Origin of the sequence: Gimesia algae, from assembly GCF_007746795.1 — a bacterium.
GTDB classification, from domain to species: Bacteria; Planctomycetota; Planctomycetia; order Planctomycetales; family Planctomycetaceae; genus Gimesia; species Gimesia algae.
Genome location: NZ_CP036343.1, coordinates 2,934,493 through 2,957,621, shown reverse-complemented (window position 1 = coordinate 2,957,621; position 23,129 = coordinate 2,934,493). Strand labels below are relative to the sequence as shown.

Below are 23,129 nucleotides of genomic sequence, written 5' to 3'. Positions count from 1 at the left end.
CGATAAAAGTCTTCTATATCACAGTGGCAATATGCCTGTCAGGCATTTTAAACCAGTTTTTGAGCTGAAACGATCACAGGAGTCGAGTTTTCCAATGGCAGAATTTTCCAATTATCAAAAAGATGTGATCAAACGTTACTATGACAATCGTGAATCCATTGATCAGCAACGACTGTCTGAACTGTGTACCAATCTTTTTCTGACGGAAGGTAAGAAAAAGGCAAAACTCTGGGAAAAAGCCCAGGAACTGATGGAGCGGCTCAGTGTTCCTGCATCACGCATTGACCATGTTCTCAAATCTGCCGACCCCGCTGTCCTGGCGGAAGTAGTACAAGATCTTGAATCGGGGGCAATTGGCTAAGACGATGCGGTTCGGCCTCAACTGTCCTGATAACGGACAGTTGTTTGTTGGCCAAATATTTCAATCAATGGCTTCTTCAAGTGATGCACAGAGCTCCTGGTTCTGCGGGATCGCAATGTCCTTGCTGAGGCTGTGATTGGCTGTCAACGTGTAAACCGTCGCTGTCAGGGTCATCACAGAAGCCGAAGTATAGAACATCGGAGTAAACCCCCAGCGATCAATAATGCTACCCAGAATGGGGGCAAAGATGATGGCTCCTGCATCAAAAAATCCCAGTACAATTGTGGTTCCTGTGCCCCGGTAGTGTGAGGGAAATGATTCGGTTCCCAGCGAAACAACCGCCGGGAAGAGCAGGGCGTGTCCAAAACCACACAAGAGGGAAGGTCCAATCAATTGCCATTCCTGAGTGATGGAAGGCAGAATCGTATGACCGATAGCGTGTCCCATCAGCCCCAGGGTGATCATTTTATTTCGCCCCACCGTTTCACCCCAGCGTCGTGTCATAATGCGGATTACGAACGCGGAAGCCGCATAACCGGCGAAGAAGGTACCGATGCCCCCCAGCTCTCTCTGGGAAACGAACCGTGTCAAAAAGACGCTGATGACCGTAAAGCTGAGTCCCATCATGATGGCGACAACCACGACCTGGCCGGGCCAGTAGCGAAACAGGAGCTGGTGTGCTGCCGGCGTGACCTTGGGTCTACGGTGAATATCATTGCGAGTGACATAGATGACGATTGCCAGATAACAGAGCCCCAGAACAGCCGGGATACCAAATAAGGCATAAAACTGGGCATTACCTGGGGCAAACGAACGAAGCATCCAGTCACTGGTTTGTGTTCCCAGGATCATGCCTACAAATCCGCTGCTGCCGAGACTGCCAATGACTTCCGTACGTCGGTGCTGCGGAACATTCTGCTGGATATGAACCACAGAGCAGGTAAACATTCCGGCAATCCCTGTGGCAAAACACATCCGTAACGCGAATATTTCCCAACCCAGTGACCTGCAGACTGTCATGCCGCCAGCACCAACGACAAAGATGAGGGCCGAGAGTGCCCAGAGTCGGCGGACTCCGTAACGGTCAATGCCCTGTCCCAGAAAGAAGCGGGCAATCAATGCAACGAAGACGCCACAGCCAACGATATCACCGACAAGCTCTTCTGTTCCCCCGAGATATGTGATCAAATCTGCAAAGCGGAATGTAATGGCGTTTGCGGTGACCAGCATGACATTTGCCAGATAGCACAGCCAGAACAGACGGTTATAAATGGGTTCCTCTTCATCGGTGGGAACAATAGGAGTAATAGACATTTCATTAATTTTGTTTAGGACATATTGACGTATTCAGGACCAGAAATTCTGGTCACTACCGGCTTCTGTCTGCATTTTCGAAAACAGAAACCCTGACCGGCAGGAATGGGTTTCATAACAGGCTTGTATTCGTAAGTAAGGCAGCAGGCGGGTACAACGACTGGACACGAACTGGGGAAAATAAGTTCGTCACCCAGAGGGAGGAATTGCCTCTCCTCCAACAAACTGAGAATTGTGGGGAAAGTGCCTTGAACCCTTTGCAAGCATTTTAGCAGACCGTCTGGAGTTCGTCTAAGGGAGAAAACCGAAAAGTTGACTATCCAGGCGGGCAGATGCTAGAAAACAAGGTGATATTAAGAATGTATGAAGCTTTTAAATCCCTGAATTCAGGGACTTATCCACCGAAGGCGCTATAACGGCGAATGCCTCGCTGAAAGGCAATGCGATTTAGGGAAAACAGGACAATGATCCAGACAACTTCGATAGACAATTCGAAAATCAGTTCCTGATGAGTATATTTACCTAGAATGACTGTTCCAGGGAAATAGGCCAGGTACTTGAACGGCAGCATCTGCATCCAACTGCTTAAAGGTTCCGGAAACAGGTCGAGGGGAATCATATGCCCGGAGAGAAAATAATTCAGCATCATATAGATGAAGATCAGCGAACTGACTTCCAGAAACCAGAACGCGATCAGGCCGATCAGAGATTCGATTAAAAAACCGACGAGAAATGCCATCAACAGCGATAAAACCCAGGCAGAAATCGTAAACGCATCTGGCCAGCCGATAAAGTAATCGCGGCAGAGATAGAAGAGTAGAACGAATGGTCCGATGGCGACCATGTAGTAGACCAGCTTATGCGCCATGCGGGCCCAGAACAGATAGCCGAGCATGTCGATGGGCTGAATCAGGTATTTTTTGATCGTCCCATCCCGCACATCATTGGCGATGCCGTTAGCCAGGCCGGGCATACTGGAGAACGCACGGCCGACCATTACCAGCAGGTAGTAGGCGACCATCTGCTGATAGTTATAGCCTTTAATAGAACTGACCGGGTGAGCAGAATGGATTCCATAGATCGCTCCCCATAGAAAAATCTGCGTGACGATGGGGAGGAATCGTACGAATGTGGCAAAGACAAAGTCCCCCCGATAAACGAGGCGTTCCTCGACAGAGGTTTTGAGGATAATCCAGTGAGTTCGCAGGCTGGCAATCATAGGTCTGTTATCAACAGCATAGAAATTCAAATCGGAAGAGTTTGGTTTTAATCAGAGGTGGACTGCAGGATATTCTGTTCGTCCTGCAGACGCTGGGCATCTTTTTTCTGCTCGGTGAATACTTCTGCGATGACTTCTTCGAGCGGTCTTTCCTGCACTCCGACATCCAGAATGCGATACTTGGAAAGGAGGTTCGATAGAATTTCCGGAATTTTGTTGCGGGGAACTTTCAACTTCACACGTGGTGCTTCATTTTCAATGACTTCTCCCCATTGTGAAAAGTCACGGGGCATGTCGTCGCCATCAAACTGCACATCCATAATTTTATAGTTGCTGAATCGATCCAGGATATCGCTGAGCGGGCCATCATGTTTAATTTGCCCCTGATTAATGATGATGGCGCGTTTGCAGAGGGCCTCCACATCTTTCATATAGTGACTGGTCAGGACCACGGTGGTTTTCTGCTCGATCTGGTAGTATTTCAGAAACTCCTGCACACGGCGCTGCGAAACAACGTCCAGGCCGATTGTGGGTTCATCCAGAAGCAGCACGTCCGGTTTATGCAGCAGGGCGGCTATCAGTTCCATCCGCATCCGTTCTCCCAGAGAGAGTTCCCGTACCGGTTGCCCGATCAGATGGCGGACCTCAAGCAGGCTGGTGAGCTCATCAATACGCCGATCATACTGCTGCGGATCGATACGGTAAATTTCTTTATGCAGCCGAAACGATTCCTGAGCAGGCAAGTCCCACCAGAGCTGGTTTTTCTGTCCCATTACCAGGGAAAAGCGGCGGCGATATTCATTTTCCCGTTTCCAGGGAACATGTCCCAGTACCGTGGCTTCTCCGGCGGAGGGGAAAATGAGACCGGAAAGCAGCTTGAGGGTGGTCGTTTTACCGGCACCGTTCGGACCCAGAAAGGCCACGATTTCGCCTTGTTCAATAGAAAAACTGACATCAGAAACAGCATGAACTGTTTTGTAATCGCGCCTCCACAGTCCCTTGATGGAGGCGAAGACACCTTCATTTTTCTGGTAGACTTTGTAGGTTTTTTCCAGGTTTTTGACAACAATGGCATTCATGTCTTCATCTTACGGTACCTGTGGTTGCTGGTCGAGCGACAAACCAGGCGATTCAGAAAAAACGCTGGCGCAAGCATTATTTTATGAGTCAGCCAGGTTTTCTCGTGAGAGATCAGGAGACAGCAGCCAGTTCTTTGCGTATCTGACAGGCGATCAGAGGATCACACATGGCTGCCGTCGCCAGATGTGAGGCATTGGCGCCGGCTGCCAGAAACGTCTGCACATCGGTGGCAGAACTGATGCCGCCGCAGGAAATCAGATCGGGGCGGGGTTGCCCGGCGGGGAGCTTTGAGATCAGTTCCGCAAACAGCCGCAGCTGATTCAGCGAAGCCTGTTTTGTTGCTGTACCGCAAATGCCCCGCTGTTCTCCAGAAAAGAGGGGGGTACCCTGATCATCGACTACCGTTGTTGCCACACTGTTAGTCATGACGATTCCCGCTGCGAAGGGGAGCACTGCCTGCAGAAACTCATGTGCATCCGCTTTTCTCGACAGGTGGCCGATTTTGATCAGATAGGGAGTAGCGCCGGAAACCGCTTTGACGCGACTGGCAACGAGTGCCGCTGCCTCGGGCTGCTGGTAGAGTTGTCCATCACGCGTGCAGACATTCGGGCAGGAGAAATTGGTTTCGACACAGTCAGCACCACTTTCAATGGCCCACTTCGCACAGCACGCATAATCATCCGCCAGATCTTCCAGAGACCAGTTAGGCTGCAGACTGCCTACGACAGAGACGGAGAGCAGTTTTTCCGCTGGCAACTGCTTGCGTGTCCGTTCCACATCGCGACGCCAGACATCCGGGGCAGCGGAAGGCATACCAAAGGAAACTGCCCAGCTGCCTTGCATCTCTGCTGACAGCTTCACCTCGGTTTCAGTACCTTCAAGTGAGAGTGTCTGGACTGGTTGCAGATTGGGGAGGGGATAGCAGGCGCGGGAGGAAGAACGTACGGTTTTGTAGGTCAGCACATCAAAGCCGAGGCTGGCATAATACAGGACCCATTTTCCATTCAATAAAGGACCGGCGGGGATCCCCAGAGGCGAGGGAACAGGCAGCCCGCAAAATGACCAGGAACCCGGGACAGATGGTATTTCCTGATTAATGGGTTCGGGGGCCTGCTTGTAATTCCACTCATAAGTCTGCTGTGGATTATAGCGGGGCAGGTGCTGTGAGTTTGGCATGGTGGAACCTGAAAATGAACCAGGGATGCAGGATACGTATTTGATTATAGCCGATCTGTCTACCCAGGTTCCATGCATACGTGATCAGCGGAATGGAATCTTCAAGTTGAGTCCCTACGGGCTGCTGGCTGAAACGGGAATAAAAAAACTCCGGCCTCTGAAGTCAGAGACCGGAGTCAAAGGGGAGTCACTTTCAGGTTCAAGCAGGATTAACGTTGAACGGTATTCATGTTCTTGAGTACGTTCATGTAATCAACAGTGATATTCAGGATTTCATCGTTGTAGTAATCCTTTTTGAAGATCTCTTTGTCAGCTGCTTCTTTCTTTGCTTTTTCTTCTTCCTTCTTCTTGTCTTCCTTCTCTTTGTCCTGGGACATTTCTTTGCGTCGAGCAACTTCATTCAGAGAGATGGTTTTCTGGTTTTTCTTCTGCAAATATTTGTCGATCTCTGCCTGAGTTTCTTTGAACTCCTTGTCAGCAACAATCCGCTTTGAGCTGGACTGTTTCAGTTGATCCAGAATCTGTGGATTCACCATCCCAACAGGAGCGAACTGAGCGACCTCAGTCTGGTCAAATTCCATGGCATCGTCCAGGAAGGACTCACCCAGGTCCATATTGTCAATCAGTGAAGGCAGTACGATATCAGAGCGAACGCCCCGGTTCTGAGTACTGTCACCGTTGACGCGATAGAACTGGTTGATCGTCAGTTTCAACGCACCCAGGTCCTGCCCTCGCAGGAAGGAAAACATCTGGTTACTCACGGGCATCACATTCTGCACGGTGCCTTTACCGTGCGTGGTTGTATCGCCGATGATCAGACCTCGTTTGTAGTCTTTGATCACGCCTGCAAAAATTTCTGAAGCCGAAGCGGAAAGTCGATTGCAGACCACGACCAGAGGTCCCGTGAAGACGGCGCCAGGTTCGACATCGCTGTGGATTTTACGTTCGCCGTCCATCTGTTTGACTTGAACGACCGGGCCTTCATCAACAAACAGGCCAGAGACTTCGATGGCTTCACTGAGAGCACCGCCACCGTTGAATCGCAGATCGACGACAACGCCATCGACGCCACCCTGATCACGGAAGTCATACAGTACTTTACGGACATCGCGAGCGGTACTTTTGAAGTTTTCATCACCTCGCTGTGCACCACGGAAATCGCGATAGAAAGAAGGGATGCTGATCACACCGATACGGCCGGTTTTGCCTGGAATTCTTTCACCGGTTTCAATGATTTTGCCTTTGACTTCCGATGTGCTTAACTCGATTTTTTTGCGAGTCAGCTGATAGGTTTCAGCGACGCTGTTCTTTTCTTTCTTGACTCGCAGTTGCACGATGGTACCGCGTTTTCCACGGATGTAGCGAACTACTTTGCTGAGTTTCATTTCGACGACGTCAACAAATTCACCATCTTCCTGAGCGACGGCGATGATTTTGTCACCCGCCTTCAGGCGTCCGTCGGCATCAGCGGCACCGCCGGGTACGATTTCGGCAACTACTGTGAAACCATCTTCGGAACGCAGAGCGGCACCGATGCCGTCCAGGCTGAGTTCCATACTGATGCGGAAGTCTTCCAGTGTCTGGGGAGACATATAGCTGGAGTGAGGATCAAAACAGTGGGTCAGAGAGCTCAGGTACATTTCCAGCTTTTCTGACTTTTCAGTTTGAACCATGGTTCGCAAGTTATTGCGATAGCGTTTGTGTAACTGTTCTCGGGCTTCTGCGAGCTCGGTATCTTCCAGGAGCAGGTTCAGCAGATCGTATTTGACACGCTTTCTCCAGCGTTCATTCATTTCTGCCTGATCTTTGGCAAAATTCTGCTCTTTGGCATCGACTACAATGGACTCATCAACGGTGAAGTCGTGGTCAACATCGACCAGTTGCTGAGCATATTCCATCCGTTCCTGAAGTCGCTTCAGGTACAGGTCAAATGACTCATACGCGAAGTTGACATCACCGACAGCAAGTTTGTCGTCCAACTGAGTTTTGTCCGCTTCGAAACCCTCAATGTCTGATTTGTAAAAATACAGTTTTTGTGGATCAAGTTGTTTGATGAAACGCTTCATCAGTTTCTGCGAAATTTCATCATTGATCGGTTTGCCACTGATATGGAAGCGGCTGACCATCGCACAGACCCGTTTGGCTGTGGTTGAATCACTGGCTGAATCAGAGACAGTAGCCTGCTGCGCAAAAATGGCGGTTCCCAGAAGGAGAACCATACAAAGACTGAGAGCAGAGGCTGCTTTTGAGGGAGGATTTAACTTCATAAGTTTCGTCCGTTGCTTAGATTTGAAGTGATATAGAAAAACCGTTAATGAAACCTGCAATACGCCGGGGGCTCACTAATGTTAGCCGTTTGATATTATAGGATCAGGGAAAACAGGACAAGGTGACATTTCCAGTACATTCCTTTCCGATCTGCCTGTCATTGATCAAGTTACTGAAAAACAACCGGGAAAAGCCAATTCCAGTCCTTTCTGAGTCCAGTAGAAATTATTACGTCTGCAGAGTATCGGGTGTTGGTCTTAATTTGCAGGAATTCCAAATCAGGAGTCGGGTTACAAAAAACACTGGCTTAACACCGGTGCCAGGATTTTATGAATTAAATTCTCTGTAAGTGTCATTGTATCAATTGTTTATGTGTTGTGGATCTCTTTGTTTGGAAGCAATTCTGGATTCCTCTGCTTGAATTTCTTTCCGTCGATCAATGGGGTTCTGATAGTAATCTCGTCTCGAGGCATCATCAATGAGGGGTTCCCCTCTGATTCACTTGCGCTGCGTTGAGCGGCCTACGCACGAAATTATGATCCCTTAAGTTTTCCTTCAAGTAGAACTGCAGAACCTCGGTATGCTCCTTGGGGATCTTTTCCATACTCGCATTGCGTTCTTCGAACCTGATGCATCGCCTGTAACCCAGAGATCTGGCAGTGCGAATGCCCGAAATCCAGAACCGCGTTGTGCTCCAGGATGCAGTCGATCTGATCGGGCAGTGGATCAGTGAAATGTCAGTGGAACGATCTGAGTCTGATACGCCATAGCGGTCAGGTGCAGGCAGTAGATGAGATTCAAACTGCCTGTTTGTGTTCGTAGGAATGGCTGTCCTGAATGATCAGCTGATTGCGCCCCTGTTTCTGGGATTGAGCCAATGCGTGCAGGCCACGTTCCAGAACCAGCTCGGCTGAATCGCCGGGAACGCAGTTGAGATACGCGAGACTGGCGGTGACGACAACTTCGGGGCTGTTGCTTTCCAGGCGGAAATGATGATGGCGAATTGCTTCTCGAATCGTTTCGGCACAGGTCTGACCGGCATCGACTTCAACGCCGGGGAAGAGGATGGCCAGTGTATCTGACTTCCAGAGACAGATGACTTCTTCGTCTCGCACCTGGTGCATGATCAGTCGTGAAAGGGTTTTCATGAACTTGATGGGGGCCATGATCCCAAACCGTTCTTTGAGCTGGTCATGTTGATTCATCTGCACGAGCAACAGTCCGCTGTGATTGTCCGTGGCGGTTCCTGTCAGCAGCATCATCTCCAGATTGGCTTCGAACGCAGAAGAATCAGGCAGCTTTAAGTGTGAGTGTTCCGGCTGGAAGGCCCATTGTAACGTCGGGAAATCCTGCTGTTTCTTTTTTTCCTGTTTTTTGACAGGCGGAGTTTTGTCCGGCTCCGTATTTTTTCGTTCCACCAGTCGATTGATCAATGAGAGCAGGCTGGTACGTTTGGAATTTAATTCCCGCGTCTGATCATTGGTCAGAATGGTACCCGGAAAATTTTCGAGAAGCGTACAGGCAGTATATGCAGTGTCCAGTGTTTCTTTGACGTGCTGATAACAGTTCTGAAGATGTTTCTGGGCACGACGGAGGTTACGAACGGGCGCACTCTTGCCCAGGAAATAACCGGTCGCGAAGCCGAGTGAGACTGCGATCAGCAACCCCGCACCGAAACAGATCAGTATTTCGTTGGGCAGTGTTGACAATGATGTTGAGAGAACTGGCGTCATACTTCTCTTCCTGTCTGGAAGGAAATCGTATCAGAAGCGATTGGTTTGCGAATGAATTCCTGGAAAATTGTAACCAGGTAAATGAAGTTTAGTTCGCATTCCGAGGTGAAGTGCAGGGTAATCCCTGTTCGATCGCGAAACACTGTGACGGATTACAATGGTCGTGAGGATTATGACCCCGATTTGATCATTACGGGGTTTTCCGCTGCTCAGGCTCTGGCAGCGAGGAACCTGCCGAGGTTATTTTCGCTTATTGCCATCCACGGGAGTTGCCTGGACGGGCGCTGGTTTCGGGTCGAGGAATTTCAGGCTCAACACGATATCCATGTCCCGATTATCCAGTTCATTGATCAGTTTCTCGTCGACGGTGAATACAAACGAGATCTGTCTGCCGGACGGAGCAGCGCACAGGTAATAAATCCATTGAACCGGGATTTCGTTGGCTTTCCCGGCCACAGTGACGCGGTGGATGAATCGTCCATCATCTGTGGAGAGGTTTTCTGCTTTCAGAATCTTGATGAGCTTGTCTCCCAGGGAAGAACGGATATCCTGCTGGAACTGTTCTTCGCTGGTGTGCTCTCCTGGTTTCACTGTCGGGATTTTTGAGATATTGGCCTGTGAAACCAGACTGCCTTTATCGAGCAGACGTAACACGGCGACCTGTCCCGTCTGATGGAAGACATACCAGTCGCGAGGCAGTAATAACCGGACGTTCCACGGTGGTTCGAAACTCAGGTATTTTGCTTCCGGGCTGGTCTCCAGTGGAATCGAAGTCAGAATTTCATCGGTTAACGGGCCAGGGGCAGTTGCGATCGAACGTGTCCAGTTGACGTCTGCGGTCACTTTCATTCCGGGGCTGACGGAGCCTACCGAGCGTTTCTCTGTCTGCTGCAATTCCAACTGACTGATATAGTTATGGTCCCGGCGGAACTGCAGTTTGCCTTTGACTGTGATTGTGGTTTGCGCACCAACGGTCGCTCCTTCAATACTGCCTGTGAAGCTGATGGTGGCCAGCTGATCTTCCACGGAATCGAGTTGGCAGGTTAATTCGGATTTCAAAACTGCTTCCAGCCCGGTCAGAGACTGCAGAACCCAGCGGTCGGGGGTCCAGACTTCACCCACATCCACGTCCGACTGGGGTAATAACGCCAGGACTGGCAAGCTGTCTCCCGGGGAGTTCAGCAGTTCGAGTTCGGTTGGCAGGAGATGGCTGTTGGGGGCATGCAGTGAGAGGCCTTCCAATGTTCCTTCTGCCACGATGAGCCGATGCTTGTCACTGCCGCGGGCATAGGTTTTCTGGCCTTGAACATCGATGGTGGCTGTCGCTGCTTCATAATAACGGAGTGAGCGAAATGCTTCTGCATCCCGTCCGGTTCCGGGTAATCGACGTTCGAGGTACTGAAATTTACCATCGACATCGAGCTCCAGCGAGCGTGCCTGTCCTGTTTTGATTGCTGTTTCCAACTGCCCTTTGACCCGAATGGTGGAATCCACGTTGAAGGTGCGCGCGTCCTGAACAGGTTCTCTGAATTCATAGCTTTCCGCGAAAGCCGAGTCCCTAGGGGTAGACAGAACGCAGGCGACCAGTGCCAGACAGAGAAAACCGGGAATCCGTGCAGAAGAAACAGAACTCAGTGAAAACATGCGGAAGGCTCCGTAAATCAAGCGTCCATACTGATTGGAGAATGCGAGACGTAATTAATCGTTGATGACCACTTTGGTCTGCTGTGCCAGTTCACGGGCCGTTGCGGTAATTCCGGCAACATCCAGTCCCAGGTCAGCCAGTAATTCTTTGCGGTTTCCGTGTTCAATGAAACGATCCGGGATCCCCAGTCGTTTGAGGTGACTGGTATTTAATCCCGCGTCATTTGCCGACTCAAGAACAGCAGAACCGAAACCGCCACAAAGTGTACCTTCTTCAACGGTAATCACAAAGCCCGATTCCTGCAGGGCCTGATGGATGACTTCCGTATCGAGGGGCTTGGAGAAACGGGCGTTGATGACACCCACATCGAGTCCTTCTTCCCGCAATTTTTCCGCAGCCTGAATACAATTGGTGAACAGAGAGCCAAATGCAATGAGCATTCCATCTTTACCCCAGACATAGACTTCGGACTTGCCCAACTCCACCGGTGCAACCTTGCGTTCGACGGCATCAGCGGCTGCTTTGGGGTAACGGATTGCCGTTGGTCCATCGTGCTGCAGCGAAAATTCGAGCATGGGTTCAACATCCAGAGCGTCCCCGGGGGACATGTTGACGATGTTAGGGAAGCATCGCATGTAGGTGTTGTCGAAGGCACCGTGATGGGTGGGGCCATCTTCTCCGGCGATTCCGGCGCGGTCCATACAGAAGGTCACAGGCAGGTTCTGCAGAGCGACTTCCTGAAAGATATGGTCGAAGCTGCGCTGCAGAAATGTGCTGTAGATATCAACAATCGGGCGTAGTCCGGCTTTGGCCATCCCACCAGCGAAGGCAACGGCATGCGCTTCGCAGATTCCGGTGTCAAAGAAGCGATCAGGGAAGCCGTCACGTACTTTTCCGAGTTTATTTCCGGCGCACATGGCTGCTGTGAGGACGACGACCCGTTCATTGTCAGTCATTGCCTGGAAAATGGTACTGCTGACGACATCAGTAAAGCCCTTGGGAGAACCGCTGCCTGGTTTTTCCACGGGCACGATTTCGTTTTCTTCATTCCTCTGGAACGGAGCCGGTGCATGGAATGAGACGGGATCATTGGTAGCCGGTTCAAATCCGTGACCCTTTTCTGTCAAGACATGCAGCAGTACGGGACCTTTGATGTTTTTGATCATCTGCAAATAGCCAGACAGTGATTCGATATCGTGGCCGTCTACAGGACCGATATAGCGGAAGCCCATTTCTTCAAACAGCATGCCCCCATGTAGAAAGCCTTTGACTGCCTCTTTGAAGCTGCCCAGGGTGTTTTCCATGGACTCACCGACGACGGGGAGTTTGTTCAAGAGCCAGGAGACATCGCGTTTCAGGCCATTGTAAAAAGGTGCCACGCGTGCTTTGTCGAGATACTTTGCCAGTCCGCCTACGCGGGGGCAGATCCCCATTTTGTTGTCGTTGAGAATAACGAGCACATCCTGATCCATGCCTGCTGCGTTATTCATCGCTTCAAACACGACACCTGAGGGAAGTGCTCCATCACCGATAACGGCGACTGACTTGCGATCAGATTCTCCCCTCAGATCATCGCCGGCTTTGAGTCCGAGGACGGTGGAAACACTGGCACCGGCGTGTCCGGTCATGAACAGGTCGTAGTCGCTCTCTTCCGGATTGGGGTAGCCCATCAGGCCCCCTTTGCGACGGATGGTCGATATTTCGGAATAGCGTCCTGTCAGTAATTTGTGTGGGTAAATCTGGTGTCCTGTATCCCAGATCAGGCGATCTCTGGAGAAGTCGTAAGACATATGCAGGGCAATGCAGAGTTCCACCACTCCGAGGTTACTCGCAAAGTGTGCCGAGCGGTCTTCCACAACCGTACACAAAACTTCACGAATTTCTGCTGCCAGCGTTTCGAGTTCAGTCCCGGATAAAGTTTGCATATCAAGTGGCGACTTGATCCGTGGTAGAATTTCGATGTTCATCAGTGGTCTCGTTCCAATATAAAGTGGGCCAGTTCTTCCAATCGTTGGCCGTGGCTCCCAAGTGGGGCAATCGAGAGACACGCTTCTTCTATCAATTTTTGAGAGCGTCGTTGACTTTCTTCAACGCCAATCAGGGAGGGGTAAGTTAATTTACCGTGATCTGCATCTTTTCGCACGCCTTTTCCCATTTTTTCTTCATTACCGGTTAAATCAAGTAGATCATCGGTAATCTGGAAAGCCAATCCTATGCAGGTTCCGTATCTTTCCAGGTTTTTCAGGGTCGCTGGATCAGCGCCACCAATACGTGCGCCCATGGTTAGTGCACTGCAGATCAGACGTCCTGTCTTGCGTTTATGAATGGCTTCCAGAATTTCGAGGCTGGGATTTTCGAGATGCTCCGATTCCAGGTCAGCGACCTGACCGCCGACCATTCCCACAGCGCCTGCCGCATTCGCGAGATCGACACAACACGCTGCTGCACAGGACTTTATTTCGATCTGATTTGCCAGCAGTTCGAAAGCACGGGTCAATAAGGCATCACCGGCGAGGATCGCATTCGCTTCACCAAATTTGATGTGGCTGGTCGGCAAACCGCGACGGAGTTCATCGTCATCCATCGCCGGGAGATCATCGTGAATCAGAGAGTAGGTGTGTACCATTTCGATGGCACAGGCGGCTGGTAAGGCTGTTTCCAGATCACCGCCACAGGCTTCACAGCTGAGTAAGACCAGGATAGGACGCAAACGTTTTCCGCCTGCTGAGAGGCTATACGACATTGCTTCTTTAAGAATGGGAGGGCAGTCACCTGATTGATCGAGGGCCTCTTCCAGCCGGCGATTGACCAGTGTCTGCAGGTTAATCCACATTTCTTTGAAGGGCTGGGATGAGTCGCTCATTCAATCAGAGTCTTTAACTTTTATCATGTGTAATTCGTATGAGTTGATTCAGGCTGATTCGGTCGCCGTCGCCAGCAGAAGTCCAATCTGGCAGGCTTTGAGATATTCATCAATCATCAGGGTTTCGCTGGTGGTGTGAATGTCCTGTTGGCCGCATCCCAGTGTGACCGCAGGAAATCCATGGGCGGTCATCCAGTTGGCATCCAGACCTCCATTGGCGATGGTCAGTTCCGGCTGTCCTCCCTGTTTTTCAATCGCCAGTCGTGCGGTCTGCACAGCGGGTTCATCTTCCGCCAGTCGGAAGGAATCATATTTCAAATAAGTTTCGAAAGAAACGTTCCCCTTTTTCCCCTCGCTGTTTTTCACTGACTTGGCGGCTTTCAGAAAGGCTTTTTTGAATTCATTCAGGATCTTCTGTCGAAAACGGGGATTGTGGCTGCGGGCTTCCGCTTTGATGGTCAGTTCGGGCATCACCACATTGGTTGCGGCTCCCCCTTCCATGACTCCGACATTACTGGATCCTGTATTCTTTCCTTTGATCACCAGTCCATGCCAGCCATTGGTGTAGAGATCATCAATGGCGCGGGAGGCGATCACGGCGGCACTGACGCCACATTCAGGATGTGCACCGGCGTGACTGGCGATGCCTTGAATCCGAATCAGCATGCCCGAGTCACCGGTCGCCCCGATACAGAGCATATCAGACATTTTGCCATCCCAGTTGAAGCACATCTGAGGTTTACCCAGCTTGCTGGTTGTGAGCAGACGCACGCCTACCAGACCAATTTCCTCCTGAACCATCCAGCAGAAGCTGAGGGGCGGATGGGGTAAATTGTGTTCGAGGATGGTGAGCAGCGCGTTGAGAATAACGCTGCAGCCAGAACGGTCGTCAGCCCCTAATGCCGTCTGATCACTTTGAGAATGAATCAAATCTCCTTTTTTGACAGGTTTCGCACCGACACACAGAGGCACGGTATCCATATGGGCCATCAGCAGACGGCGTGGCCCCCGCATTGTACCCGGCAGTTTGACGATCATGTTACCCGTCTGACCACCAATCGGGCTTTTCTTATGGGCACTATCAAACTGGATCATTGTTTCGGACAGACCCGCTTTGAGCAGGCGGCTTTTGATTTCCGCGGCGATCAGTCCCTCTTCTCCGCTCTTCCCGGGGATTGCCATGAGATCGGTTACGAGCTGTAACGCTTTCTTAGGATTGACTTTAGTTGCGGTCTCTGACGGATAGTTGCTCATGATTCTGGATCACCGGTTGAGAATGTATGTGAGACATTTAATTGACAGCACCCTGTTTCGAATGATGCAAGTTAGGCTTTCACAAGAGTTTTTTCAATGCGGTCGCTACTGAACTTCTGAGATCAACTGACGTGGCTTTCAGACTCATATTGCTGTAATTCAGGATCAAAATTAGAATCCCCGCTGATTTGTCGATAAATATGTACAATTGGCTTTTCTCAGTCACGTCTTATTTGTCCGGAAGAACGGTCGCATATCCTGAGTTGTTTCCATCATCGATGACAGGGGACAACGCATTCGTTAAGTAGAACCAGCTTAAAATCTTAACATCGGTTTCTGATAATTGAAGATCATTCGCTCACCTCTGCGCTGGCTTAAACATATCACGCTGGCACTGATTACTCTCATCCTGTTGGCGGTTGGGAGCGAGGTCGCATTGCGCGTGGCCGAATATCGAGATCAGGACTCTGTCAGCAGTTATGATTCTGAAGGCTTTCTGATCCCCTCTGATGTGAGTTATCACCGCATCCGACCTCTGCAGCAGGTCTCCCGCAAACATCCTGATACAGGAGAAACAATTCAGTTTTCGATCAACAGTCTGGGGCTCAGAGGGGCTGAACCTGCGATTCCCAAGCCGGCGGGTGTCTTCCGGATTCTCTGCCTGGGAGGGGAGACCGTTCTGGCGCCGGAGATGGCAGATGAAGATACATTCTGCTCCCGACTGGAAGCGTTGTTGCAGAAGCAGACCGAGCTGAAAGTGGAAGTCATCAATGCTGGCGTGCCTGATGCCAGTCCCCTGATGTCATATCTGCACTTAAGACACTCCTTAGTGGGCTTGCAGCCTGATCTGATCCTGTTTCATTTTGACATGTCTGATGTTGCCGACGACCATGCGTTGCGACGTTACACACAGATCAGTGATGCGGGGATGCCTTTGTGTTCGATGCATCCGCTGTTTGACAAGTTTAATGAACCGGAGCGGTTAGAAAGTCAGTTCTTTGTCTATCGCTACTCACTTCGCTGGCTGGGAGATTACTGGGTCGAAAATCAACCTGCGGGGCTGGAACGCGATATTGATACTCCTCAGGGAACCTATCTATGGCTGGAAGATCACCCTCCCGACTGGTCGGTTTATGTCAGGCAGACACTCGAGCCAATTCAAAATATTCAGCAGATTGCTCAGGGAACTTACTCACGATTTATCCTGGCATCCTACCCCAAGCCCTGGCAGGTGTCAGAGTCCGCCATGAGTGGAGAAAAGGCCCGGGCTCGATTAGGAGTTCGTGAAGGGGTGACTTATGGAAGCCGCTTTCCCTTTGAACTGCTGGAGACGTATTCCCGACAGATCAATCTTTCTTTCTGCGATACCTCACACACTTTTCAGAGTATCCAGAATCCAGATCGATACTATCTACAAAATGTGCCTCAATTTTCACGAGAAGGGCATGCCTTATATGCGCGGGAGTTGGCGCTGTTTATTCTTAAGGAGATCCCCGGCATCTGGTCTCGCGAAGCTCCCTCGCAGAGCGAACCACCGGCAGATCGACAGGCGCTGGTTCCTTTACGGTAAATGAAGAGTCTGGCTCAAATGCCGGATTATGATGAATGTGTGGATTATCAGAATCCATTGAACAGTTTAATAGTGACCTTTTATTCAACCAGAATTCGATCGCGGAGTTCAAATCTGAGGGGAAGCTCTGATTTCGGTTTCGAAGTGCAGATTCTCTGATTTTCAAAGACTTTAAGGAAGAAATATGACCTATCTTTTCAAGTATGAAGAAGTCTTAATATTTTGACCATGAAACGGCTTTCATGAGGAATTGAAAATCAGGAGCGAATCCTCTGGCGTTTCGCATTCAGTCGACTACGCTTCGTACCAGTTCGTTCCCTGGTTTTTTCAGATATCAGCTCGCGTTGAGACAGGACAGGATGTAATGAGTTCTTACGAAACAGCATGTCGTTATTTTGATCAGGCTTCGCGCCAGGTGGGGTTATCGAAGAATATGCAGGATCTGCTGCGCACCCCTGAGCGAGAAGTCAAAGTGGAAGTTGCCATCGAACGGGATAATGGCGAAATCGCGACCTACATCGGCTATCGCGTGCAACATGACAGTTCGCGTGGTCCCATGAAAGGAGGACTGCGTTTTCATCCGGAAGTCAACGGCGATGAAGTGTTGGCGCTGGCCTCCTTGATGACCTGGAAGACGGCTCTGGTGAATATCCCTTATGGCGGTGCCAAAGGGGGGATTTCGGTAGATACCAGTAAACTGTCCCAAGGCGAACTGGAACGGGTTACCCGTAAATTTATCGATAAGATCTATGATGTGATTGGGCCTCTCAAAGACATTCCGGCACCGGATATGGGGACGAACGCGCAGGTCATGGCGTGGATCATGAATCAGTATGAAAAATACCGGGGATTTAATCCGGCCTGTGTCACAGGAAAACCACTGGAACTGCATGGCGCCGATGGTCGTGAAGAGGCCACCGGTCGTGGGGTGGCGATGGTGACACGGGATACACTGGATCATATGAAAATTGATATGACAGGAGTTACTGTCGCGATTCAGGGGTTCGGTAATGTCGGCAGCTACACTGCTCATTTTCTGGATGAGTTTGGTGCCAAGATTGTCGCAGTCTCTGACGCCAGCGGCGGAATTTACAGTGCTGACGGGATTAATATCCCCAAGCTGATCGAATACACTAAGGACACAGGGGCCGTCAAAGGATTTCCGGAAACAGAAGCCCTGTCGAATGAGGAACTGCTCACTTCCAATGTGACGGTGCTGATTCCTGCTGCTTTAGGTGGAGTATTGACCAAAGATATCGCCAAGGAAGTCAAGGCGCGATGCATCATTGAAGCAGCCAATAATCCGACTGTCCCGGAAGCAGACGAAATATTTGATAAAAACGGGGTTATCGTGGTGCCTGATATTCTGGCCAATGCCGGGGGCGTGACGGTGAGTTATTTCGAATGGGTTCAGAACCGACAGCATTTCAGCTGGGAAAAATCCCGCGTACGCTCTGAATTAGATCGTATTATGAATGACAGTTTTAAATTGGTTTGGAAAATCGCTACTGATAAAAAAGTGTCTCTACGCGTCGCTGCCTACATATTAGGAATCGGACGGGTAGGGCGTGCCACCGTCCTGGGAGGCATCTGAAATCCCGCCATCCTTTTTCGTTAAGTTCAATTTGGACATAGATTAACAATTATTTCACACCCGACGCTTACGAGGTAATAAATATGATATCCACAGAGGAACTGATCAATGATTGTGTTCTGTTTCAGTCTGTGACTCCGACTGAAATGGAAGAATTGCTCTATTACTCTGAAGCAGAGGAATTTTCTGAAGGGTCTCGTATCCTGGACGAAGGGAATTCCACACGCTATCTCTGGATTATTAAAAGTGGTTCCTGTGAGGTGCGTAAAAAACTGGCCAATGGAAGTGAGCAGACCCTGACTCAGTTAAGTCCGCTGTCTGTTTTCGGCGAAATGTCGTTTTTCAAGCCGGCTCCTCACTCGGCGAGTGTGGTTGCTGTCACAGATGTGGAAGTGGTGCGGATTCCTGGTCGAGAATTCGATCAGATGTTGAAAGAAGGGGCCCAAGGGGCTCAGAAGGTCGTGTTTAATACCGTGCGGATCATGTCGGACCGGCTGCGGATGATGGATAAATGGTCAGCGGAAATGGCAGAGAGCTGCGGTTCCCAGACCAGAAATGCAGAATGGCACGACTTCCGATCAAAGCTGTACTCAGACTGGAAATTTTAGTCGGAAATCAAGCCAGAAACGACGTTTGTGATCCCGCGTTGACACATTTCGACGGATATTTGATACTTCGGTATGTTGAACACAGTCGATCAGGCAATTAGCCTGTGGAGACACGGTGCGCACCTTTCGGTCGCGTAAGGTGTCCTCATTCAGAGAACTGCACGTGTTTTACGTACCAGGATGGTCGATGAACACATTTACCATCTACCCCAAAATGATTAAGAGTGACATGACAGAATTAGACCTGGCTCAATATACAGAACAGTTGGCATCGCAGGCGCGAGACGCGTCACGGAAACTGGTTTCCTTGAATGGAAATCAGAAGAACGCCTGGCTGCGCCGTATGATTGAGCTGATTCGTGAGCGGACACCGGATCTGCTGGAAGCAAATGCCGTCGATATCGAACAGGCACCCGAGTATGGGCTGACGGAAGCTTCGATTGATCGACTGCGATTGACCGAGGCCCGACTGCAGGGAATTATCACGGCTCTGGAAGAGATCATCGCACTGCCGAATCCGATTGGCGAAATCATTGACAGTAATATTCGCCCGAATGGCCTGCTGGTCACTCGCGTGCGGGTCCCCCTGGGAGTTGTGTTCTTCATTTATGAGTCACGACCTAATGTGACCATCGATGCGGCTGCCTTGTGTGTCAAAAGCGGAAACGCCGTGATTTTAAGAGGCGGAAAAGAAGCATTTCACAGCAATATCGCTTTCTATAAGCTGCTGCAGGAGGGGCTGCGTGATGTCGCTCTTCCGGAAGAGGCAGTGCAACTGGTCGAAACAACAGACCGCGAAGCAGTAGGGCATTTTCTGAAACTGAATGAATACATTGACGTGACGATTCCCCGTGGCGGAAAAGGTCTGATCGAACGCGTAGCCCGCGATGCGACGATGCCGGTCATCAAACATTTTGACGGCGTTTGTCACGTATATCTCGACAAATCAGCCGATCCGGAGCTGGCGGAGTCGATTACGGTGAACAGTAAATGTCAGCGCCCCGGTGTATGCAATGCGGCAGAAAGTCTGCTGGTGCATATTGATGTCGCTGAAACGATTTATCCACGGGTGTCAGAGGCGCTGCAGGCGCAGGGGGTCGAACTGCGCTGCTGTCCGCGTTCGCTGGAATTGACACCGGGAGCAAAAGCAGCGACTGAAGAAGATTATGGCACGGAATACGGAGCCAAAATTATCTCTGTCAAAATTGTGAATGACATGGATGAAGCGATCCGGCATATTCATCAATATGGATCGGGGCATACAGAGTCGATCGTCACAACAGAACTGGCGGCGTCTGAGAAATTCACGACACAAGTCGATTCGGCGGCAGTGATCGTCAATGCCAGCACGCGTTTCAATGATGGTGGAGAATTTGGACTGGGGGCGGAAATCGGAATCAGTACCGATAAATTTCACGCTCGTGGTCCCTGTGGATTAAATGAACTGACCAGTTATAAGTATGTGGCCCATGGAGCAGGGCAGATTCGAGAGTAGCAGTTAGATCAATGATTGAAATCCCGTCGCGGGCAGTCTGCCCTCGCGGTAATTCAATATTCAGGGAGGCCAGGGATGGCAGACGTACTCAGTCAAAACGAAGTCGAGTCGCTCTTATCGGCGTTAGATCCCTCTGCAAACAGCAGCAGCGGGGCGAGCCGTCCTACGACGCGGAATACCGACTTCAATTCCCAGATCAGTATTTATGACTTCAAACGTCCCGAACGCGTCAGCAAAGAGCAGATGCGGGCCTTTCGCGCCTTGCATGAGAGCTTCAGTCGGGAATTTGGTGCTGCCCTCAGTGGGATGTTGCGCTCCATCATTGAAGTCAAGCTGATCAGTGTCGACCAGTTGACCTATAGTGAATTTGTTTTCAGTCTGGAAAACCCGACCTGCTTCAATCTACTTGAGTCAGAAACCCTGGAAGGACACATCATCCTGGATATCAGCCCGTCGATCATTTTTCCGATCATCGACCGGTTGTTAGGCGGGGATGGGCATTCTCACGGCGCATACCCGAATCGAGCGTTGACGGAAATTGAAATCCGTCTGGTTTCCCGCATCACGGGTCTCGCGATTGAGGGGATCGAATCTGCCTGGAGTAATCTGTGTGATTGGAAACTACGGGTATCTCAGGTAGAAAGTAATCCTCAACTGGTACAGATTGTCCCTCCCAACGAAGTGATCGTGCTGATCTCTTTTGAAGTCACGATGGGGGAAACTCGGGGGATTATCAATCTCTGTATTCCCTTTAATACGATTGAGCCACTGTCTAACAAGTTGACCTCCGATACCTGGTCTGCGTACAAGAAGAAGTCTCCAGATTTGAGACAGCAGCTGAATCTGGAAGCCAGTGTCTCCAAGTCGAAAATTGCGATGCGAGTCGAACTGGACAACAGTAAACTGACGGCAGGCGAAGTTCTGAATCTGGCTGTGGGTGATGTGATCATGTGCAACAAAGGGAGTGCTCAAAGTTTGACGGTTGAACTGGAAGGCTCCCCGGTCTTTACAGCTTTCCCGGGCGTGTATAAAGGCCATAAAGCCATCAGTATCGAGAAAATGCTGGCAATCCCGCGGGATGTGATCGAAGAACGTCTGAAAAGTTCGGAAGCAGCGACTGGTTAATCTCGAGCGCATCACATTTAACCTTAGCGTCTCACAATCTATTATACTCGGTCCAAATGGCCCTGGAGACGCTACAGTAAAACTGGACACAGTCTAAGTCTATTTTGGGGGAGTGTGACAGGCTGTACTTTAGCGATGAATTGCAGTAAACTTCAAATATCAATGGTGATCGGAGTTATTTTCAGCTTACCAGATCTAAGATTTGGTTGTTCGAGCACCTGTCAGTAGATCGGGAAACGCCGGTTTTCAGTCAATCCGTCATTTTTTCTACGAAGTCACTGGGTTTTTATCCCCGTTTCGGTGGAAAAAGTAACGTGAGGCTGATTATACTGCCCGATCAAGCTCCCTGTTGAAGACCAGTCTGTACTTTTTGGTGGACGGATGTGGTCTTGCTGGTTGAGGATTCTGCGTGAGAAGAATGCAGAACGCGTTGAGAATATGACTCAGGAATGATGACTGGATCTCTGTTTTCTCAGAGACAGCACGTGTCTCTGAAACGTTTACGAAGATAGAAAATAAAATGCCTAAGCAAAAGACACATAAAGGAATTAAGAAGCGGTTCAAGATCACCGCTTCTGGTAAAGCCAAGCACAGGAAAGCGTTTCGTGGTCACATTCTCAGTAAGAAGAGCCCTAAGCGAAAAATCAGACTTCGCGGTGATGGTATCGTGACTGGCGCGGAAGCAAAGCTGATTGTGAATGCCCTGCGTCCCAGTTCATAACTTTGCCGAGATCCCGACTGCCTGAGTTGGGATGTGTGCTGACAGAATCAATATTTAACATCACAGTTGGAAAGTAATAATGCGAGTTCGAAAAGGTGCAGCTCGACGTCGAGCCAAGAAAAGACTGTTCAAAGAAGCCCGCGGTAATGTTGGTGGTCGCAGTAAACTGCTGCGAACCGTCAAAGAAACCCTGATTCGTGCCCGGGTATACGCCTACCGTGACCGCCGCGTTCGCAAACGCGAGTTCCGTGCTTTGTGGGTGACTCGAATCACCGCTGCCTGCCGCGCACGAGGCACGAATTACTCCCAGTTTATCAATGGTCTGACAAAAGCAGGGATCACCCTGAACCGTAAATCACTGAGTGAACTGGCAATTTATCAGCCACAGATCTTTGATGAAATTGTGAAAGCTGCTCAGGCCGCTTTAGCAGTTTAATACCTGAGTAGGTAATCCAACTCAGTTGAGAAACAAAAAATCAGCCGGGTTTGTTCAATGAAACAGGCCTGGCTTTTTTTACGTCCCGATCTCAAATTAGCCAGTCCAGGGGGCTCAGGGTGATTTCCCAAATTGCAGTACGCCCGGAATAAAGAATCTGTTATATTACGCGCCAAACCTGCAGGAACAGAAGCGGGTTCGTTTTCAGGTATGGTTCCCTCTCAGGGAGGCAGGGAGTAGATGCAGGCAGGCGTGGAGTTGGATCCGGGTAACAGGCGTGGGCCACACAAGCTGGTTGCGCTAGGGGTCTGTCTATTGAGCTTAATCAGTCTGTCTGCCTGTACCGGCTTCAGGTCGGTCGTACCCGCCCCTCTGGTCTTTGAAGAGCAGTCGGCAAAAATCCTCGAGATTGCGCCCCTGGGAACTCCGAAAGAACAGGCGATCCGTAAATTAGACGATGCGGGAATCTCTGGCGATTTTGCTTCCAGTCCTTCGATTTATTATTGTGATCTGTGGCAGCGTGAAGATGGCGCACTGTGGCATTTGAATGTCGCGCTCCTGTTCCAGGAGGATGGAACGCTTTATAAAACCCGCCCGGCCCAGGCTGATATCAGCTGGGAGAAAGGTGCGTCCGCCACGGAGCAGGCACAGCCCTGAAGCGTTTTCA

At 50.3% G+C, this 23,129-nt stretch carries 19 protein-coding genes; 9 read left to right on the top strand and 10 right to left on the bottom strand.

Going from position 1 to position 23,129, the window contains the following annotated elements; all coding sequences use genetic code 11:
- Window positions 1-94: 94 nt before the first annotated feature.
- Complete coding sequence (locus Pan161_RS10755; RefSeq protein ID WP_145226636.1) at window positions 95-361, top strand: hypothetical protein; 267 nt, start codon at window positions 95-97, stop codon at window positions 359-361.
- A 60-nt stretch (window positions 362-421) separates the two neighbouring features.
- Here the strand turns inward: Pan161_RS10755 and Pan161_RS10750 are convergent, their stop codons facing one another.
- From Pan161_RS10750 to Pan161_RS10705, 10 genes are all read right to left on the bottom strand, one after another.
- Window positions 422-1,675, bottom strand: a complete 1,254-nt coding sequence (locus Pan161_RS10750; protein WP_145226634.1) for an MFS transporter — start codon at window positions 1,673-1,675, stop codon at window positions 422-424.
- Window positions 1,676-2,069: 394 nt separating this feature from the next.
- Window positions 2,070-2,894 (bottom strand): ABC transporter permease, encoded by an 825-nt coding sequence (locus tag Pan161_RS10745; protein ID WP_232103694.1) that lies wholly within the window; start codon window positions 2,892-2,894, stop codon window positions 2,070-2,072.
- Window positions 2,895-2,941: 47 nt separating this feature from the next.
- The gene (locus tag Pan161_RS10740; RefSeq protein ID WP_145226630.1) at window positions 2,942-3,973 is read right to left on the bottom strand and encodes an ABC transporter ATP-binding protein; all 1,032 of its coding nucleotides are present in this window, start codon (window positions 3,971-3,973) and stop codon (window positions 2,942-2,944) included.
- Between the two features lie 112 nt (window positions 3,974-4,085).
- Window positions 4,086-5,150 carry a beta/alpha barrel domain-containing protein gene (locus Pan161_RS10735; protein ID WP_197995825.1) on the bottom strand — a complete coding sequence of 355 codons (1,065 nt, stop codon included), beginning with the start codon at window positions 5,148-5,150 and terminating at the stop codon, window positions 4,086-4,088.
- 209 nt (window positions 5,151-5,359) lie between these two features.
- A complete protein-coding gene (locus tag Pan161_RS10730) occupies window positions 5,360-7,417 on the bottom strand; it encodes a carboxy terminal-processing peptidase (protein ID WP_232103693.1) in 2,058 nt (685 codons plus the stop codon).
- Window positions 7,418-8,215: 798 nt separating this feature from the next.
- On the bottom strand, window positions 8,216-9,151 hold the full coding sequence (locus Pan161_RS10725; protein WP_145226626.1) for a GGDEF domain-containing protein: 936 nt from the start codon (window positions 9,149-9,151) through the stop codon (window positions 8,216-8,218).
- 240 nt (window positions 9,152-9,391) lie between these two features.
- A complete protein-coding gene (locus Pan161_RS10720; RefSeq protein WP_145226624.1) occupies window positions 9,392-10,795 on the bottom strand; it encodes a hypothetical protein in 1,404 nt (467 codons plus the stop codon).
- A gap of 54 nt (window positions 10,796-10,849) precedes the next feature.
- Complete coding sequence (gene dxs / locus Pan161_RS10715; RefSeq protein WP_145226622.1) at window positions 10,850-12,763, bottom strand: 1-deoxy-D-xylulose-5-phosphate synthase; 1,914 nt, start codon at window positions 12,761-12,763, stop codon at window positions 10,850-10,852.
- The gene (locus Pan161_RS10710; RefSeq protein WP_145226620.1) at window positions 12,763-13,659 is read right to left on the bottom strand and encodes a polyprenyl synthetase family protein; all 897 of its coding nucleotides are present in this window, start codon (window positions 13,657-13,659) and stop codon (window positions 12,763-12,765) included. The genes dxs and Pan161_RS10710 overlap by 1 nt, the downstream gene beginning before the upstream one ends.
- Before the next feature lie 48 nt (window positions 13,660-13,707).
- Window positions 13,708-14,913: a M20/M25/M40 family metallo-hydrolase gene (locus Pan161_RS10705; RefSeq protein WP_145226618.1), complete on the bottom strand. Its 1,206-nt coding sequence runs from the start codon at window positions 14,911-14,913 to the stop codon at window positions 13,708-13,710.
- A gap of 343 nt (window positions 14,914-15,256) precedes the next feature.
- Here Pan161_RS10705 and Pan161_RS10700 point away from each other — a divergent pair, with 343 nt between their 5' ends.
- The 8 genes from Pan161_RS10700 (at window position 15,257) to Pan161_RS10665 (ending at window position 23,119) form a co-directional block, all read left to right on the top strand.
- The gene (locus tag Pan161_RS10700) at window positions 15,257-16,483 is read left to right on the top strand and encodes an SGNH/GDSL hydrolase family protein (protein ID WP_145226616.1); all 1,227 of its coding nucleotides are present in this window, start codon (window positions 15,257-15,259) and stop codon (window positions 16,481-16,483) included.
- A gap of 364 nt (window positions 16,484-16,847) precedes the next feature.
- Window positions 16,848-18,077, top strand: a complete 1,230-nt coding sequence (locus Pan161_RS10695) for a Glu/Leu/Phe/Val family dehydrogenase (RefSeq protein WP_145226614.1) — start codon at window positions 16,848-16,850, stop codon at window positions 18,075-18,077.
- An 83-nt stretch (window positions 18,078-18,160) separates the two neighbouring features.
- The gene (locus Pan161_RS10690) at window positions 18,161-18,685 is read left to right on the top strand and encodes a Crp/Fnr family transcriptional regulator (RefSeq protein WP_145226609.1); all 525 of its coding nucleotides are present in this window, start codon (window positions 18,161-18,163) and stop codon (window positions 18,683-18,685) included.
- A 229-nt stretch (window positions 18,686-18,914) separates the two neighbouring features.
- A complete protein-coding gene (locus Pan161_RS10685; RefSeq protein WP_145232609.1) occupies window positions 18,915-20,180 on the top strand; it encodes a glutamate-5-semialdehyde dehydrogenase in 1,266 nt (421 codons plus the stop codon).
- A 75-nt stretch (window positions 20,181-20,255) separates the two neighbouring features.
- Entirely contained in the window at window positions 20,256-21,305 is a 1,050-nt protein-coding gene (gene fliM / locus Pan161_RS10680) for a flagellar motor switch protein FliM (protein WP_145226607.1), read from the top strand.
- A gap of 520 nt (window positions 21,306-21,825) precedes the next feature.
- Window positions 21,826-22,026, top strand: coding sequence for a 50S ribosomal protein L35 (gene rpmI / locus Pan161_RS10675; RefSeq protein WP_145226605.1), 201 nt, complete (start codon window positions 21,826-21,828; stop codon window positions 22,024-22,026).
- Window positions 22,027-22,105: 79 nt separating this feature from the next.
- Window positions 22,106-22,462 carry a 50S ribosomal protein L20 gene (gene rplT / locus Pan161_RS10670; protein WP_145226603.1) on the top strand — a complete coding sequence of 119 codons (357 nt, stop codon included), beginning with the start codon at window positions 22,106-22,108 and terminating at the stop codon, window positions 22,460-22,462.
- Between the two features lie 240 nt (window positions 22,463-22,702).
- Window positions 22,703-23,119, top strand: coding sequence for a hypothetical protein (locus Pan161_RS10665; protein WP_145226601.1), 417 nt, complete (start codon window positions 22,703-22,705; stop codon window positions 23,117-23,119).
- The last annotated feature ends 10 nt before the right edge of the window (window positions 23,120-23,129 follow it).

Coding starts and splice junctions, on each gene's coding strand:
- Pan161_RS10750 (WP_145226634.1), bottom strand. CDS start 1,675: ATGTCTATTACTCCTATTGTTCCCACCGATGAAGAGGAACCCATTTAT.
- Pan161_RS10695 (WP_145226614.1), top strand. CDS start 16,848: ATGAGTTCTTACGAAACAGCATGTCGTTATTTTGATCAGGCTTCGCGC.
- Pan161_RS10705 (WP_145226618.1), bottom strand. CDS start 14,913: ATGAGCAACTATCCGTCAGAGACCGCAACTAAAGTCAATCCTAAGAAA.
- Pan161_RS10755 (WP_145226636.1), top strand. CDS start 95: ATGGCAGAATTTTCCAATTATCAAAAAGATGTGATCAAACGTTACTAT.
- Pan161_RS10740 (WP_145226630.1), bottom strand. CDS start 3,973: ATGAATGCCATTGTTGTCAAAAACCTGGAAAAAACCTACAAAGTCTAC.
- Pan161_RS10690 (WP_145226609.1), top strand. CDS start 18,161: ATGATATCCACAGAGGAACTGATCAATGATTGTGTTCTGTTTCAGTCT.
- Pan161_RS10745 (WP_232103694.1), bottom strand. CDS start 2,894: ATGATTGCCAGCCTGCGAACTCACTGGATTATCCTCAAAACCTCTGTC.
- Pan161_RS10735 (WP_197995825.1), bottom strand. CDS start 5,150: ATGCCAAACTCACAGCACCTGCCCCGCTATAATCCACAGCAGACTTAT.
- Pan161_RS10685 (WP_145232609.1), top strand. CDS start 18,915: ATGACAGAATTAGACCTGGCTCAATATACAGAACAGTTGGCATCGCAG.
- Pan161_RS10720 (WP_145226624.1), bottom strand. CDS start 10,795: ATGTTTTCACTGAGTTCTGTTTCTTCTGCACGGATTCCCGGTTTTCTC.
- rplT (WP_145226603.1), top strand. CDS start 22,106: ATGCGAGTTCGAAAAGGTGCAGCTCGACGTCGAGCCAAGAAAAGACTG.
- Pan161_RS10710 (WP_145226620.1), bottom strand. CDS start 13,659: ATGAGCGACTCATCCCAGCCCTTCAAAGAAATGTGGATTAACCTGCAG.
- Pan161_RS10725 (WP_145226626.1), bottom strand. CDS start 9,151: ATGACGCCAGTTCTCTCAACATCATTGTCAACACTGCCCAACGAAATA.
- rpmI (WP_145226605.1), top strand. CDS start 21,826: ATGCCTAAGCAAAAGACACATAAAGGAATTAAGAAGCGGTTCAAGATC.
- fliM (WP_145226607.1), top strand. CDS start 20,256: ATGGCAGACGTACTCAGTCAAAACGAAGTCGAGTCGCTCTTATCGGCG.
- dxs (WP_145226622.1), bottom strand. CDS start 12,763: ATGAACATCGAAATTCTACCACGGATCAAGTCGCCACTTGATATGCAA.
- Pan161_RS10730 (WP_232103693.1), bottom strand. CDS start 7,417: ATGAAGTTAAATCCTCCCTCAAAAGCAGCCTCTGCTCTCAGTCTTTGT.
- Pan161_RS10665 (WP_145226601.1), top strand. CDS start 22,703: ATGCAGGCAGGCGTGGAGTTGGATCCGGGTAACAGGCGTGGGCCACAC.